The following is a 14,851-nucleotide window of genomic DNA, read 5'->3' as shown; positions in this document are numbered from 1 at the left end:
TGCTCGTCGACTCCACCGACGGCGAGCGCACCTGGACCACGATCGGCGTCGACAGCAACATCATCGAGGCGTCGTGGCAGGCCCTCGGCGACTCGCTCGTCTTCGGTCTGCTGCACAGCGGCAGCTGAAGGTCGCCAGCGGGGCTGGGCGGGGCCGGGGCCCCCTCGGCCGACCGATCAGCAGTCCGGGTCCTGGAGCACGCGCTCCTCGTTGCATTCACCGTCGGACGGATCCGAGTTGATCTCCTCGATGTCGTCCGCGGCCAAGACGAGCACGAGGGTCCAGACCAGGCTGACGAGCAGGGCGAGGACGCCCGTGACGAGGCCTCCGATGGCCAGTCCCTTGCCGGCGCCGCCCTGGGTCTTGGCCTTGTTCATGCCCATGACGCCGAGAGCAATGGCGGCGATGGCGAAGGGCACCGACGCGTAGCCGACGACGGGGATCAGGGCGAAGAGGAGCGCTCCGATGCCGAGCACCAGGGCGGCGATGGCCATGCCCTGGCTGGGCGCCGGTCGGCCCGACTGATGCGGGGGCGGACCTCCGTACCCGGGCGAGCTCGGGGGAGGGGGTGGGGGCGACCCCGAACCTGACGGCGGTGAGGACGAACCGAAGGGTTCGTCGGGGTTGGACATCGGTTCATCCTCCGCATCACGCCCGTGGGCGACGGCCAGCAGGTCGGCCGGAACCTACTCCACCCGGCGGTCCGGGCGGCGTGATCGATCCCTCGGGTCCTCGTGGACGCCGTCGGCGGCAGCGGGCGATCTCGGGGCGGCGGGCGGTGCCATGGCGTAGTGTCCGGGCTCGGGCCGGAGGGGGAGGGATCAGCATGGACCTGTGCTGGCAGTGCCAGGGCGCGATCGAACCAGGACGCAGCCATTGCCGTGTGTGCGACGCTGCGGTGCGGTCGTCGAGTGCCGATCCGACGCTCGTGCAGCCCGCGGGCGCCCCGCCGGCGGTCGATCCCGGATCTCCGGCTCCACCGTCTGCTCCCGGCGACGGCGCTTCTTCCCCCGCATACGGCTACCCGCAACCCACCCCGGCACCGGGCTACGGGTACTCGCAACCCTCCCCGGCGCCGGGCTACGGGTACTCGCAACCCACCCCGGCGCCCGGATACGGGTATCCGCAAGCGGCCCCGGGCTACGGGTACGGGCCCCAGCCGTACCCGGCCTATGCCGTCCCCGTTGCGTACCCGGCCGCCTACCCGTTGGTTTCCCCGCCCAAGAGCAAGGCCACCGCCGCCCTGCTCTGCCTCTTCCTCGGCGGCCTGGGCATCCACCGCTTCTACACCGGGCAGGCGGGCCTCGGCATCGCCCTGCTGCTCACGACCCTTTTCCTCAGCTGGACCGTCGTCTGGCTGGCGGTCACCTTGGTGTGGGTCCTCGTCGACCTCGTCCTCATCCTGACCGGCTCGGTGAAAGACCAGTACGGACGACCGCTCATCTGACGTGTCGCCGACCGGTGGCTTCAGCGGCGGGGTCGCGGCCGACCGGGAGCTCAGGTGCTCAGCATGGGTAGCGTGGCCGCCGATGGCTGCTCCTGAGTACGTGCCCACGGATCCGACGGCCCGGCTGAGAACGTACGGGTCGTCGCCCCGCCGTCCGGAGTCGTGGGTGGCCGACAGGCCCGGTGACATCCCCGAGGGTCAGCCCCGGGGCGAGCGCTTCGGCGCCCCGGGCCCGGACCTCGGCTTCGCCCTCAAGATCGCCCGCACCTTCTCCGACCGCCTGCGGCTCGCCGAGGGCGAGGACCGCCATGACGTGGAGGGTGGCTGCGTGGCCATCGCCATGCGCCGCTCGTCGCTCTTCGGCCGGGCGCCGGTGGTGCACGACCTGACCGTGGCCTACACGCTGTGGGGCTTCCTCGACGAGGACCCCGACCCGGATCTGGTGGCCCTGCGGCGCAAGGTGTTCGAGGGCGTGGGCCACGCCGCGCACCACTACGTCGAGCTCCGCAGCCTCGTCGACGCAGTGCCCGAGGCGACCCTGCGGATGACGCCCGGCCAGGTCACCGACGGTTACGGGGCCGACTGGCGCACCCTTCTCGACCTGCCGGGCTGATCCGCGGGCCGTCGGGGTCTGGGCGCGCCGGCCACCGGCGCCCCCGCCCCTGCTCGGGTCGGGACCCCCCGCCCCGGTACCCTCGACGCGGTGCCCGTCGTCGTCCGCTTCGCGCCCTCGCCCACGGGGTTCCTGCACGTCGGCTCGGCCCACTCGGCGCTGGCCAACTGGCTCGTGGCCCGCCAGTCCGGGGGCCGGTTCCTGCTCCGCATCGAGGACACCGACGCCGAGCGCAACCGGCCCGAGCTGATCGAGAACGTGCTCGAGATGCTGCGCTGGCTCGGCCTCGATTGGGACGGCGAGCCGGTGCACCAGAGCGATCGCACTGACGATCACCGGCGTGCCGCGCTCACGATGGCCGAGGCGGGCACCGCCTACTGGTGCGACTGCACCTCCGACGAGGTGCAGGCCCGGGCCCGGGAACGGGGCGGTCCGCCCGGCTACGACGGCCACTGCCGCGACCGGGGCCTCGCGGGCGGCGAGGGCACCGCGCTGCGCTTCCGGGTGCCCGACGGGCGCACGGCGTGGACCGACCTGGTGCGCGGCGAGGTCGGCTTCGACAACGCCGCGTTGGAGGACTTCGTCCTGTTGCGGTCGAACGGAACACCCGTGTTCTTGCTCGCCAACGCCCTCGACGACGCCCACATGGGCATCACCCACGTCATCCGGGGCGAGGACCACGTCAACGGCACGCCCAAGTACCTGATGATCCTGCGGGCCCTCGGCCGCACCGAGCCGGTGGCGTTCGCCCACATGCCGCTGCTCGTCAACGAGGGCCGCAAGAAGCTCTCCAAGCGCCGCGACGACGTCTCGGTCGCCGACTACCGGGCTGAGGGCATCGTCCCCGAGGCGATGGTCAACTACCTCTCCCTGCTCGGGTGGGGACCGCCCGACGGCGTCGAGGTCCGCTCCGTCGCCGAGATCACCGAGCTCTACGACATCGGCCAGGTCAACCCCTCGCCGGCCTTCTTCGACCGCAAGAAGCTGCTGCACGTCAACGGTGAGTGGATCCGCCGGCTGCCCGTCGACGACTTCGTCGCCCGCGCCGCCGGCCACCTCCCCGTCGGTGACGGCCCTCTCCGGGCGCTGGTCGCCATCGCTCCGCTGGTGCAGGAGCGGGTGCGGACCCTCGGCGAGGTCGCTCCGATGATCGACTTCCTCTGGTTGGATGATCCCGTGGTCGATGAGGCCGCGTGGGACAAGGCCCTGGTGCGGGGCAAGGCGGCCCGAGAGGTCCTCGACGCGGCGATCGATGAGCTGTCCTCTCTGGCTCGCGACGACGATGGGGCGGCATGGAGCGCAGAATCGATCTCCGGCGCGGTCGAGCGGGTCGCTGCCACCGCCGGGCTGGTCAACGCCGAGGGCAGACCGCAGATGTCGAAGGCCCAGGCGCCGATCCGGGTTGCCGTGACCGGTCGCGCCGTGGGGCCGCCGCTGTGGGAGTCACTGGCTGCGCTCGGCTCGTCGCGCACCCTCGCCCGGCTGACGATCGCCCGGGAGCGCCTGGGCTGATGACGCCGCAGACCTCCACGGCTCCGCTGCCTCCCGGCACGATCACCTCGGGCGAGCACGCGGCGTTGGAGGCCGAGCCGCCCGGGCCCCGCACGGGGATGTGGCGGCGCCGGGCCGTACGGGCGGTCGGCATCGTGGTGCTGCTGTTGATGGCGTACCTGACGGTGACGTTCGTCCAGGTCTGGCGGGCCTCGAGTGAGGACGACGTGCAGCGCTCGGATGCGATCGTGGTGCTCGGCGCCGCTCAGTACGACGGTCAGCCGTCGCCGGTGCTCGAGGGCCGCCTCCGCCATGCCCTGTCGCTCTACCGGCGAGGAATCGCGCCCCTCATCGTCGTGACCGGCGGGCGCCAGGCCGGCGACACCTTCACCGAGGCGACGGCGGGCTACAACTGGCTTCGCGACCGGGATGTGCCCGACGAAGCGATCCGCAAGGAGGTCCAGGGGCGCAACACCTTCGAGTCTCTGGCCGCCACCGCCCGCTTCCTCACCGACGAGGGACTCGACGAGGTCATGTTCGTCTCCGACGACTACCACGCACTCCGCGTGGCGGGCATCGCCCGCGAGGTCGGGCTCGACCCCCACGTCTCGGCGGTGAGCGTGGACGGCGCCTCGGTCACCCAGCTCGGGCGCGAGACCGTGGCCGTTGCGATCGGACGGGTCACCGGTTACCGGCGCCTCACCCGCGTCACCGGTTGATCGCGCGTCCTGGGTCTCCCGGCGGACGGTCGTTCTGGTGTGCGATGGCCGGAACCTCTCGGGTAAGGTGTCGCGTCCACCTTCGGGGGTGGTGTAATCGGTAACACAGCAGCTTCTGGTGCTGCCTTTGGGGGTTCGAGTCCTCCCCCCCGAGCGGACCTACGCCTGGCGCGAGGTCATCACATAGGTCCCGGCCCCGGTCGAGACCGCGCAGAGGCCCCCATCGTCTAGCGGCCTAGGACACCACCCTCTCAAGGTGGCGGCACGGGTTCGAATCCCGTTGGGGGTGCCACGGGCAAAGGTCCGGGTACGAGCAGCCTGCAAAGGCCAGCTGACCAGGGGCTTCGTCGTGCTCGGTACGGGTTGTGGCGTCCCGTCCGGTGCCATCGGTGTCATCGACAACCGGCCCGTAGCGCTCGGGTTGTGCCCGAGTTGTGCCAACTTGTGCCCGCTCGGAGATCGAGAAGACTTCGGAGTCCCGGTCGAGGACCTCGAGGACGCCCTGGTGGGGCATGGGTCGGCACAGCAGCGGCCGGGGCGTGGGACGATGGCGTCGTGAATGCTGATCGGTCCGCGGGGCTCGTTGCTGGTACGCCGGTCGATCGGGCGCGCCTGGCCGAGGTGTGCGAGCGCTACGGGATCACCGAGCTCTCCGTGTTCGGGTCGGTCGTTCGAGACGTGGCCGGGCCCGACAGCGACGTGGACCTGTTGTACGTGCTGGCCTCTGGTCGCCACCTCGGGTTCTCGATCAACCGGCTGGAAGACGAGTTGGCCGAGCTGTTCGGACGGCCGGTCGACTTGGTCTCCAAGGCGGCCCTGCACCGGGTGATCCGAGACGACGTCCTGGCGGAGGCTCAGTCGCTGTATGCCGCGTGACGCCCTGCTGCTGACCGAGATCATCGACGCGGGCGAGCGCATCGTCGCCCTCGTGAGCCGTCTCGACCCGGGCGATCCCTCGCGGGACCGCGACCGGTTGGACGCGCTGCTCTGGAACTACACGGTGCTCGGCGAGGCCGCAGGCCGGGTGTGTCGGTGAGGTGGCCGAGGTCGGCGGGTTGCCGATCGGCTCGCTCTACTACTACTTCCCAGGCGGCAAGGAGCAGCTCGGGGTCGCGGCGGTCTCCCATGGCGCCACGCAGTTCGCCGGCTTGCTCCGCGAGGGTCTGTCGGCGAGCAACGACCCCGCGGAGGCGTTGTCGGCCTGCGCATCGTTGCTGGCCGACCGGTTGGAGGCCACCAGGTGGCGGCTCGGGTGCCCGGTGGCCACGGTTGCCCTGGAGTCGGTCAATCGCTCGGTGCCGCTGCGGGACGCGGCAGCCAGCGCACTGCAGTCGTGGGTCGACCTGGTCGCGGCACGGCTCGTCGAGCTCGGGCTGGACGCCGCTTCGGCCGCTGAGATCGCGTGCCTGGCCATCTCGGTCCTCGAGGGAGCGGAGCTGATGGCTCGCGTGCAGGGATCGCGCCAGCCTCTCGACGTGGCCGCAGCTCGCCTCCCATCGCTGGTGCGGGGGCCAGGATGAACGATCGGGACAGCGTCGAGGATCTCATGGCGCCGTGAGATCGCTCCCGGGATCGTCGCCCGACGTGACCCCGGCAGTGGACTCGATCCACGGCTGGGTCGTCGTCGGAGCCGCGTTCGCCTCCATGTTCACCGTCTTCGGTGTCGCCTACAGCTTCGGTGTCTTCTTCGAGCCGATGGCCGAGGAGTTCCGCAGCAGTCCGGGCGCCACGTCGGCCGTGTTCTCGATCACTGCGTTCACGTACTTCCTCCTGGGATCGGTCAGCGGAGTCGCCGTCGATCGTTACGGCCCTCGACGGGTGCTGCTCGTCGGCGCGGCGGCTATGGGTGCAGGACTCGTGCTCACGTCCCGGGTGCAGGCACTCTGGGTCGGCTACCTGACCTACGGGATCGGGGTCGGGGTCGGGGTGGCGTGCGGCTACGTGCCCATGGTCGCGACGGTGTCGGGCTGGTTCGACCACCGCAGAGGCGCCGCTCTCGGTGTCGCCGTGTCCGGCATCGGTCTGGGAACCGTGACCGCCGCACCCTTGGCCGCAGTGCTCATCGACCGCTACGGCTGGCGGACGACCTACGTCATCTTCGGGATCGTGTCGTCACTCGTGCTGGTCGGATGCGCGGCCATCGCAACATCGCCGCCCCGATCGACCACCGGCGACGCCGAGGTCGTCCGGCTCGGCTCCGTGGTGCGCACGACGCGATTTCGCATGCTGTACCTCTCCACGCTCCTCCTGTCGCTCGCCCTGTTCGTGCCGTTCGTGTTCCTCACCCCGTTCGCAGAGGAGCGGGGCATCGGCGAGGTCGGCGCCGCCGTCCTCGTCGCGGTGATCGGTGGCGCGAGCATCGCCGGTCGCCTGGTGATCGGACCCATCGCCGACAGGGTCGGCCACCTCGTCGCCTTCCGCGTCTGCTACCTCCTGATCGGCGCCAGCTTCACCATCTGGCTGGCCGGCGACGCCTACGCCCTCCTGGTCGGCTTCGCCATCGTGCTCGGCGTCGGCTACGGCGGTTTCGTCGCCTTGTCCCCAGCGGTGATCGCGGAGCTGTTCGGGACCGACGGCCTCGGCGCCTTGATCGGCGTCACCTACACCGCGGCCGCCTTCGGCGGTCTCATCGGACCACCGTTGGCCGGCGTCGTGATCGACGCCACCTCGTACCCATGGGCCATCGGCACCTCGTTGGTGCTCGGGCTCGCGTCCTCCGCCGCCCTCGCTGCGGTCCGCGACGGGGCGACGAGCCCGGACGATCGACGGCGTCGAGTCGCACGGTGAACCATTCGAGGGGACGAACCCCGGCCGGTTCGTCGACCGGCGGGCGAGGAGATCCAGTCCGAAGTCACTGCCGCCCCGGAGGCACGACCTGGAGCGGGAACACCAGCTCCCCGTAGAGGTCGCGGTGGAGCGCGTTCCAGTCGCCTGGCCCGTAGCGCAGCATCAGCGGGGTGCGTCGGGTCTGGCCCGCGCCGTGGCATTGGTCGAGCCAGTCGTCGAGGTCGTCGGGCCAGGAGGTGGGCTGGTCACGCCGGGCCGCCCACTTCCGGGCGATCAGGAGCAGGTGTGGCCAGAACGCGGTGCGCAGGTCGGTCACTGTCCAAGCCGGGCAACCCTCCGGCCTGGTATGGGTACGACTGGTAGGATTCCTACCATGAGAGTGACGGAGAAGGGTCAGGTCACCATCCCGAAGGATCTACGCGACGCCTTGGGAATCGGTGCGGGAACCGAGGTGGTGTTCGAACGAGACAGGGACACCATCGTCGTGCGGAAGCTCGGCGACGGCATGACGCGTGGGCGTCGGCTCGCGGCCCGGCTCCGCGGCCGTGGCGACGTCTGCATGAGCACCGACGAGATCATGGCCCTCACTCGGGCAGACTGACGATGGCGCACGGAACCCTGGTCGACACCAACGTCCTTCTCGATGTGCTCACCGAGGACGGCGTGTGGCTCGACTGGGCGCTCGACGCGCTGTCCGCCGCAGCCGAGGGTGGTCCACTCTTCATCAACCCGATCATCTATGCCGAGGTCTCGGTGAGGTTCTCTCGTATCGAGGATCTCGACGACACCCTCCCGCCCCAGGACTACCGCCGGCTGCCCCTGCCGTGGGAGGCGGCCTTCCTTGCCGGCAAGGCCTTCGTCACGTACCGCCACAAGGGAGGTGCCCGGTCATCGACCCTGCCGGACTTCTTCATCGGCGCCCACGCCGCGGTCGAAGACCTTGTTCTCCTCACCCGCGACGCAGCTCGCTACCGGACCTACTTCCCGACGGTGCAGCTCAAAGCTCCACCCAGGTGATCCCTCACCCACCTTCGCCACCACTTCCATGTGGGTCGGCGCAGCAGCGGGGCGGGGCGTGAGACGATGGGGTCGTGACCGCCGATCGATCCTGCTCGTTGCTGGCACACCCGTCGATCGGCGAGCCTGGCCGAGGGGTGCGAACGCGACGGGGTGCCTATGACCGGGTCGGCCGGTCGAACGCGGGAGGAGATGCGTGGACAGCAGTGACCTGGCCCAGGTGCGGCGGACGCTGTGGAAGGCGGCCGACGAGCTGCGGGCCAACTCCACGCTGACGCCGACCGACTACCGCGGTCCGGTGCTGGGGCTCATCTTCCTGGCCTACGCCGAACACCGCTTCGAGGCGGTACGCCCCGACCTGGAGGCCAACGCCACCGCTCGCCGACCGGTCACCCCCGATCACTACCGGGCCCGCTCGGTGCTGTTCGTGCCCGACGAGGCCCGGCTCTCCGGGCTCGTCGGCCGGCCCGAGGGCCACGACCTCGGCGCCGCCGTCGACGCGGCCATGCGGGCGGTCGAGACCGCCAACCCCGAGCTGCGCGATGTGCTGCCCAAGGGCTTCCGCCGTCTGGAGCCATCGACGCTCACCGAGCTGCTGCGGCTGTTCGCCCCACTGCCCCGCACGCTGTCGGGCGACGCCTTCGGGCTGATCTACGAGGACTTCCTGTCGAACTTCGCCATGACCGAGGGCCGCCTGGGCGGCGAGTTCTTCACGCCCTACTCGATCGTTCGCCTCATCGTGGAGATCATCGAGCCGTACCACGGCAAGGTGTTCGACCCGGCCTGCGGATCGGGCGGCATGTTCGTCCAGTGCGCCAAGTTCGTCGAGCGCCATGCGGGCTCGGCCACCCGGGAGCTGTCGATCTACGGCCAGGAGCAGAAGGAGGTCACCGTGCCCCTCGCCCAGATGAACCTCGCCCTCCACGGCCTCTCGGGCGACATCGGCCTCGGCAACAGCTACTACGACGATCTCCACCACTCGGTCGGCACGTTCGACTTCGTCATGGCCAACCCGCCGTTCAACGTGAACGGTGTCGACAAGAACAGGCTGGCCGGCGACCCGCGCTTCCCGTTCGGGCTCCCCCGCTCCGACAACGGCAACTACCTGTGGATCGAGATCTTCGCCTCGGCCCTCAACGACCGGGGCCGGGCCGGGTTCGTGATGGCCAACTCGGCGGGCGACGCCGGGCACTCCGAGCGCGAGATCCGACGCCAGCTCGTCGAGTCGGGCGCGGTCGACGTGATGGTGGCCATCGGGACCAACTTCTTCTACACGGTGACCCTGCCGGTGACCCTGTGGTTCCTCGACAACGCGAAGCGGGGCAGCGACCGCGAGGACACGGTGCTGTTCATCGACGCCCGTCACCTCTACCGCCAGATCGACCGGGCGCACCGTGACTTCCTCCCCGAGCAGATCGAGCTGCTGGCCAACATCGTGCGCCTCTACCGCGGCGAGGACGTCGAGACCACCGACGGCAGCGACACCCTGGTCAAGGAGCGCTTCGGTGACGGCGCCTACGTCGACGTCCCCGGCCTCTGCCGGGTCGCCACCCGGGCCGAGATCGAGGCGCAGGGCTGGAGCCTCAACCCCGGCCGCTACACCGGCACCGCGGCGGTCGCCGACGACGGCGAGGATTTCGCCGAGAAGCTCGCCAGCCTCTACGACGAGTTTACCCGGCTGAGCGACGAGGCCAATGTGCTCCGAGCCAAGGTCGACATCGCCGTCCAGGGGATCCTCGCGACATGAGCCAGTGGAGGGAGACGACGCTCGGCGAGGTTGCCGACCTCCTAGTCGGCTTCGCCTTCAAGAGCGCAGCGTTCTCCGAGGACCCGACCGACGTCCGGCTCCTGCGAGGGGTAAATATCGGTCAAGGGTTCCTTGACTGGGGCCGAGGCGCCTTCTGGCCAGACCACCAGGCACACGGATCCAGGTATGAGTTAGAGCCTGGTGACATCGTCTTGGCGATGGACCGTCCGTGGATCGAGGCCGGTTTGAAACGAGCACGCCTGCGGAGCGGTGATCTCCCCGCTCTCCTTGTTCAGCGAGTGACTCGACTACGGGGGACCTCAGCAGTCCGAACGAGCTTCGTTCACCACCTGATCGGGAGCGAGACGTTCAGCAGGTACATCCAGGGGATGGTGACGGGGACAACCGTCCCTCACATCTCGCAGTCCCAGATCGGCGCATTCACCTTCCGGCTCCCGCCCCTGACAGATCAGGACGTGATCTGCGAAGTTCTCGACGCGCTCGACGATCTGATCGAGAACAACCGGCGGCGGGTGGAGGTGCTGGAGGAGATGGCGCGGGCGGTCTACCGGGAGTGGTTCGTCCACTTCCGGTACCCCGGCCACGACGACGCGGCCCTCGTCGACTCCCCCCTCGGCCCCATTCCCGAAGGCTGGGAGGTGGTGCCGCTAATAGGGGCAGCGCGTGTCACGATGGGCCAATCGCCGAGGTCCGAGCACTACAACACCGAGGGTGTCGGGAAACCGTTCCACCAAGGCGTCACGGACTTCGGAACCCACCTGCCGACTCACCGGAAGTACTGCACCGTCGATGGTCGGAGTGCAACTGACGGGGACGTGCTCGTCAGTGTGCGCGCGCCTGTCGGACGCCTCAATCTTGCGGACACGACGCTCGTGATCGGACGCGGCCTTGCCGCCGTCCGATCCCGCGATGATGGTCAGCAGAGCCTCCTGTTCGGGCACCTGAAGGAAGTGTTCGCCGAGGAGGACTCGATGGGAGGAGGCACGATCTTCAAAGCCATCGGCAAGAAGGAGCTCGAGCAGGTCCAAGTCCTTCGAGTCCCGAGCGAGCTCGCAGAACGCGCTGACCAGGTGCTCTCCGCCAAGTCGGACCTGATCAGGGCGCTGACCTTCACCAACCGACGGCTCGCCTCGATCCGAGACCTGCTGCTGCCGAAGTTGGTGACGGGGCAGATCGATGTGTCGTCGATGGACCTGGAGGCGTTGGTGGCGATCGGTGACGACTTGAGGAAACCGAGCGCCGAGTCGATGTGAAGTCGGTTACTGTTCCGGTTACAGTACCGGTCCCACCCGAGGAGGCCCAAGCCGTGCCCACCCAAGGCGATCACCCGGTGTACCCGAACCCGTCTGTAACGCACGTCGTGCTCGAGGTGCGGTTCCCGTCCACCACCATCGACCCAGCTGCTGCCGAGGCGGGCTTGCGCTCGGGGCTGCGCGAGCACTTCCCGCTGGGCGACCGCGCCACCCAGCAGACGGTCGCGTTCGACCTGGGGAGTGGTGGCACTCAGCTCGAGTCCGTGCTGCTCCTGCGGTATCAGAGCCGAGACCGCACCCGTACGGTCGCCGTGTCGCCCGAGGCCCTCACCATCGAGACCACCGAGTACCTCGGGTTCGACTGGTACCTGGAGTTCCTACGCGAACCGCTTGAAGTGGTTGCAGAGGTTCTGCAGCCCGACGGGATCGTGGCCATGGGCCACCGGTTCATCGATGAGGTGCGCGTGCCCGGAGGCGAGGCCCCCGCAGATTGGAGTCGATGGATCGCCTCACGCCTGTTGGCCCCGAGCCTGATCCCGACCGATGTGGGCCTTGAGACCCCAAGCGCCTGGCACGGATCGATCAGCTACCGCACGAGTGAGGACACCGCGCTCACCCTGCGCTACGGGCCGATGGAAGGCGCTGCCGTCGTGGGCACCGGCGCCACCAGGCGGAGGGGCCCGGATCCCACCGGCCCCTTCTTCCTGCTCGACTGGGACAGCCGCTGGACTCCGAGCGTCGCACCTGAGCTCACCGCCGACGCGGTCATCGAACACTGCCAACGGCTCTACTCCCCCGTACGGGCCATGTTCCACCACCTCGCCACCGACGACCTGCGCGAGGTGTTCTCCGCAGATCCCCCAGAAGGAACCCGATGACCATCATCACCCGCCCAGCCCCCTCGCTCTCGGGCCGAACAATCCCGCTTGACGAGATCCCGCGCCTGGAGCCGGACCGGACGCTCACCATCGATGAGCGGCTGACACCGGTCGAACGATCGGCATCCCTGGTCAATCGGTCATGGGTCCTCCGGTCCGACAGCAACAACCTCCATGCCGAGATCATCGACGGCCACACCGAACTCGTCGTTGAGCAGCTCGAGGCGAACGCTCAGGAGCGGGCAAAGGCGGGGACCACCGCACTCCTCGCTGAGCTCGCCGACCAGGGCTTCGCATGGGTCGACATCGCCCGGCTCGTGGGGGTCAGCGTGCCTGCCATCCGCAAGTGGCGCACCGGGGGAGCCGCCAGCAGCGAGAAGCTGCTCGAGCTGACTCGGGTGGTCGCACTCGTCGACTGGCTCCGGGACGACAAGCTCATCGCGGACGTTGCGTCGTGGCTCGAAGTGCCCTTGTCACCTTCCGCACCGCTCACCCGCATGGACCTCCTGCAACGAGGCAAACACGATCTGGTCATCCGCTCGCTCGTGGGCGATGGCCTCACACCAGCAGCGGTGCTCGACGAGTTCGAGCCCGGCTGGCGGGAGAGCTACTCGTCCGACTTCGAGGTGTTCACCGCAGGCGACGGTCAGCGATCGATCCGCCCCAAGCAGGCCGAGCACCGCTGACCGATGGCCGAGCTGGAGATCCCGAGTGACATCGAGGCTCTCTGCTTGGCGCGCGGCGACGAGGTCAATCCACATCGGCCGCTCTTCACCGGGGATGTCATCGACGGGGTCACGGTCGAGGTCCTGGATGAGGTCGCCCAGCCGGTCGTGATCGTGAGCCACCCGTGTTCGATGCGCGCCGGGGCGGAGCTGGCGCCGCTTCTCCACGTCGCGCCCGTTGTGACCTACCACGCACCTTCGACCGCCGTGTGGCAGAAGCACTTCAAGGTCATGCCGATCGGCGCGGTCGCCAACATGCAACATGCGGTGGTGAAGTTGGACAGGATGACCCTTGTCTCGGCGGGCGCCATCGATCCTGGCCGACGCCTGTACTACTCGACCCGGCATGGGATCAACCTGTTGCGCCAGCGCATGGTGCACCACCTCACGAGGGTCGCCATACCAACGCAGACATTCGACGAGGAGGCCGGCGGGGCCCATGAGGAAGCGGACCTCATGGAGGATTGGATCGACAGCGCAATCGACCTCGGCGCTGATGCTGCGGAGGTGGGGACGGCGTTCCACGATTGGATCATGACGGTCGAGGGGGGCCGCACCCGCCAGGCAAAGCTGCTCGATTCCCAGGCCGTTCCTGGCGTGCGCCGAGCGATGCGCGCAGAGATCAGGGGCAGGTACTCCCCGTGACTCCGGGGGCGTACTCCGAGGACGGGCTCGTCGAGCGGCCGGCGCTCGAGCTGTTGGAGGAGCTGGGCTGGACCGTCGTCAACGCGTGGAGCGAGACGTTCGGGCCGGTGGGGACGCTCGGGCGCGACTCGATGCGGGAGGTGGTGCTGGTCCACCGGCTGCGTGACGCCCTGCGCCTCCTGAACCCCGAGGTGCCCGAGGCCATCCGGGAGGAGGCCCTCGCCGCCATGTCCAGGGACCGGTCGGTCATGGACCGGGTACGGGCCAACCGGGAGGTCCACCGCCTGCTGCGCGACGGGTACCGGGCCGAGTGGACCGACGACCGGGGCGACCAGCAGTACGCCACGGTCCGCTACCTCGACTTCGGCGACTCGTCCCGCAACGACTGGCTGGCGGCGTCGCAGGTGTGGGTGGCCGGGGATCTGCACCGGCGCCGCACCGACACGGTGCTGTTCGTCAACGGGATCCCGCTGGTCTTGTTGGAGTTCAAGGAGCCGAACCGACCGGTGAAGGCGGCCTTCGACGAGAACCTGTGCGACTACCGCGACACCGTTCCGCAGCTGTTCGTCCCCAACGGGTTCGTGATCCTCTCCAACGGCTCGGAGGCCAAGGTCGGCTCCACCTATGCGCCGTGGGAGTTCTTCGGCGACTGGAAGGTCATCGACGCCGAGGGCACCCGAGGAGTCGTCGCCCTGGAGACCGCCGTGCGGGGCACCTGCGCGCCCGACCGCCTGCTGGACCTGATCGAGAGCTTCGTCGCCTACATCGAACGGCCCGGCGGCCTGATCAAGGTGGTGGCCCGCAACCACCAGCTCCTCGGCGTGAACGCGGCGGTCGAGAACCTGCACCGGGTCCGCTCGGCGGGCGAGAAGCGGCTGGGGGTGTTCTGGCACACCCAGGGCTCGGGCAAGAGCCTGTCGATGCTGTGGTTCACCCAGAAGGTGCTGCGCCGCATCCCCGGGGCGTGGACGTTCGTGATGGTCACCGACCGCACCGAGCTCGACGTGCAGCTCCACGGTGAGTTCGCCGACGCCGGGGCCATCGGGGCCGAGGCCCGGGTCCACGCCGCCTCCGCCTCCCACCTGCGCGTGTTGCTGTCCGCCGATCACCGCTACGTGTTCACCCTGATCCACAAGTTCCGCCTCGACCAGACGGCCGGTGAGACGACGATGCCGGTGCTGTCGGATCGCTCGGACGTGATCGTCATCACCGACGAGGCCCACCGCAGCCAGTACGACACCCTGGCCCTGAACATGCGCCAAGCGCTGCCCAACGCCGCGTTCATGGGCTTCACCGGCACCCCGCTGATCGAGGGCGAGGAGCTGACCCGCCAGCAGTTCGGCGACTACGTCAGCGTCTACAACTTCCGCGACGCCATCACCGACGGCGCCACCGTCCCGCTCTACTACGAGAACCGCATCCCCGAGCTCCAGCTCGTCAACGACGACTTCGCCGACGAGCTGGCCGAGCTGTTGGAGGAGGCCGAGCTCGACGACGACGCCGAGGGT

At 69.3% G+C, this 14,851-nt stretch carries 17 protein-coding genes, 2 tRNA genes and 1 pseudogene; 18 read left to right on the top strand and 2 right to left on the bottom strand.

What is annotated here, in order from left to right:
* Positions 1-176: 176 nt before the first annotated feature.
* A complete protein-coding gene (locus VNL12_RS05875; protein ID WP_325592464.1) occupies positions 177-494 on the bottom strand; it encodes a DUF4190 domain-containing protein in 318 nt (105 codons plus the stop codon).
* A gap of 713 nt (positions 495-1,207) precedes the next feature.
* Between VNL12_RS05875 and VNL12_RS05870 the strand changes: the two genes are divergently transcribed.
* The 10 genes from VNL12_RS05870 (at position 1,208) to VNL12_RS05825 (ending at position 7,057) form a co-directional block, all read left to right on the top strand.
* Entirely contained in the window at positions 1,208-1,447 is a 240-nt protein-coding gene (locus tag VNL12_RS05870) for an NINE protein (RefSeq protein WP_325592463.1), read from the top strand.
* Positions 1,448-1,529: 82 nt separating this feature from the next.
* Positions 1,530-2,060 (top strand): hypothetical protein, encoded by a 531-nt coding sequence (locus VNL12_RS05865; protein WP_325592461.1) that lies wholly within the window; start codon positions 1,530-1,532, stop codon positions 2,058-2,060.
* A 90-nt stretch (positions 2,061-2,150) separates the two neighbouring features.
* Positions 2,151-3,572, top strand: coding sequence for a glutamate--tRNA ligase (gltX, locus tag VNL12_RS05860; RefSeq protein ID WP_325592459.1), 1,422 nt, complete (start codon positions 2,151-2,153; stop codon positions 3,570-3,572).
* Complete coding sequence (locus tag VNL12_RS05855) at positions 3,572-4,270, top strand: YdcF family protein (RefSeq protein WP_325592457.1); 699 nt, start codon at positions 3,572-3,574, stop codon at positions 4,268-4,270. The genes gltX and VNL12_RS05855 overlap by 1 nt, the downstream gene beginning before the upstream one ends.
* An 82-nt stretch (positions 4,271-4,352) precedes the next feature.
* Positions 4,353-4,424, top strand: a tRNA-Gln gene (locus tag VNL12_RS05850).
* 62 nt (positions 4,425-4,486) lie between these two features.
* Positions 4,487-4,562 (top strand) — tRNA-Glu (locus VNL12_RS05845).
* A 263-nt stretch (positions 4,563-4,825) separates the two neighbouring features.
* Positions 4,826-5,146: a nucleotidyltransferase family protein gene (locus VNL12_RS05840; protein ID WP_325592455.1), complete on the top strand. Its 321-nt coding sequence runs from the start codon at positions 4,826-4,828 to the stop codon at positions 5,144-5,146.
* Positions 5,136-5,306, top strand: coding sequence for a hypothetical protein (locus tag VNL12_RS05835; RefSeq protein WP_325592453.1), 171 nt, complete (start codon positions 5,136-5,138; stop codon positions 5,304-5,306). The genes VNL12_RS05840 and VNL12_RS05835 overlap by 11 nt, the downstream gene beginning before the upstream one ends.
* A 19-nt stretch (positions 5,307-5,325) precedes the next feature.
* Positions 5,326-5,790, top strand: a complete 465-nt coding sequence (locus tag VNL12_RS05830) for a TetR/AcrR family transcriptional regulator (protein WP_325592450.1) — start codon at positions 5,326-5,328, stop codon at positions 5,788-5,790.
* A 64-nt stretch (positions 5,791-5,854) separates the two neighbouring features.
* The gene (locus VNL12_RS05825; RefSeq protein WP_325592447.1) at positions 5,855-7,057 is read left to right on the top strand and encodes an MFS transporter; all 1,203 of its coding nucleotides are present in this window, start codon (positions 5,855-5,857) and stop codon (positions 7,055-7,057) included.
* An 82-nt stretch (positions 7,058-7,139) separates the two neighbouring features.
* On the opposite strand, the pseudogene VNL12_RS05820 reads toward VNL12_RS05825, so the two are convergent.
* Positions 7,140-7,373 (bottom strand): annotated as a pseudogene (locus tag VNL12_RS05820) (2OG-Fe(II) oxygenase); the annotation flags it as partial.
* Positions 7,374-7,430: 57 nt separating this feature from the next.
* On the opposite strand from VNL12_RS05820, the gene VNL12_RS05815 reads away from it, so the two are divergent.
* From VNL12_RS05815 to VNL12_RS05780, 8 genes are all read left to right on the top strand, one after another.
* Positions 7,431-7,658, top strand: a complete 228-nt coding sequence (locus VNL12_RS05815; RefSeq protein WP_325592442.1) for an AbrB/MazE/SpoVT family DNA-binding domain-containing protein — start codon at positions 7,431-7,433, stop codon at positions 7,656-7,658.
* A 2-nt stretch (positions 7,659-7,660) separates the two neighbouring features.
* Positions 7,661-8,074 (top strand): type II toxin-antitoxin system VapC family toxin, encoded by a 414-nt coding sequence (locus VNL12_RS05810; protein ID WP_325592440.1) that lies wholly within the window; start codon positions 7,661-7,663, stop codon positions 8,072-8,074.
* A gap of 196 nt (positions 8,075-8,270) precedes the next feature.
* A complete protein-coding gene (locus VNL12_RS05805; RefSeq protein WP_325592438.1) occupies positions 8,271-9,821 on the top strand; it encodes a class I SAM-dependent DNA methyltransferase in 1,551 nt (516 codons plus the stop codon).
* Positions 9,818-11,095 carry a restriction endonuclease subunit S gene (locus tag VNL12_RS05800; RefSeq protein ID WP_325592436.1) on the top strand — a complete coding sequence of 426 codons (1,278 nt, stop codon included), beginning with the start codon at positions 9,818-9,820 and terminating at the stop codon, positions 11,093-11,095. The genes VNL12_RS05805 and VNL12_RS05800 overlap by 4 nt, the downstream gene beginning before the upstream one ends.
* A 53-nt stretch (positions 11,096-11,148) precedes the next feature.
* Positions 11,149-11,973, top strand: coding sequence for a TIGR04255 family protein (locus tag VNL12_RS05795; protein ID WP_325592434.1), 825 nt, complete (start codon positions 11,149-11,151; stop codon positions 11,971-11,973).
* Positions 11,970-12,659, top strand: coding sequence for a hypothetical protein (locus tag VNL12_RS05790; RefSeq protein WP_325592432.1), 690 nt, complete (start codon positions 11,970-11,972; stop codon positions 12,657-12,659). Before VNL12_RS05795 ends, VNL12_RS05790 begins: the two co-directional genes overlap by 4 nt.
* Before the next feature lie 3 nt (positions 12,660-12,662).
* Positions 12,663-13,343, top strand: a complete 681-nt coding sequence (locus VNL12_RS05785; protein WP_325592430.1) for a hypothetical protein — start codon at positions 12,663-12,665, stop codon at positions 13,341-13,343.
* Positions 13,340-14,851 (top strand): HsdR family type I site-specific deoxyribonuclease (locus VNL12_RS05780; protein ID WP_325592428.1); only part of this gene is annotated, 1,512 nt, incomplete at its 3' end. The genes VNL12_RS05785 and VNL12_RS05780, both read left to right, overlap by 4 nt.

Source organism: Iamia sp. (assembly GCF_035575815.1).
Classification (GTDB): Bacteria; Actinomycetota; Acidimicrobiia; order Acidimicrobiales; family Iamiaceae; genus Iamia.
This window is presented reverse-complemented; position numbering and strand designations above follow the sequence as displayed.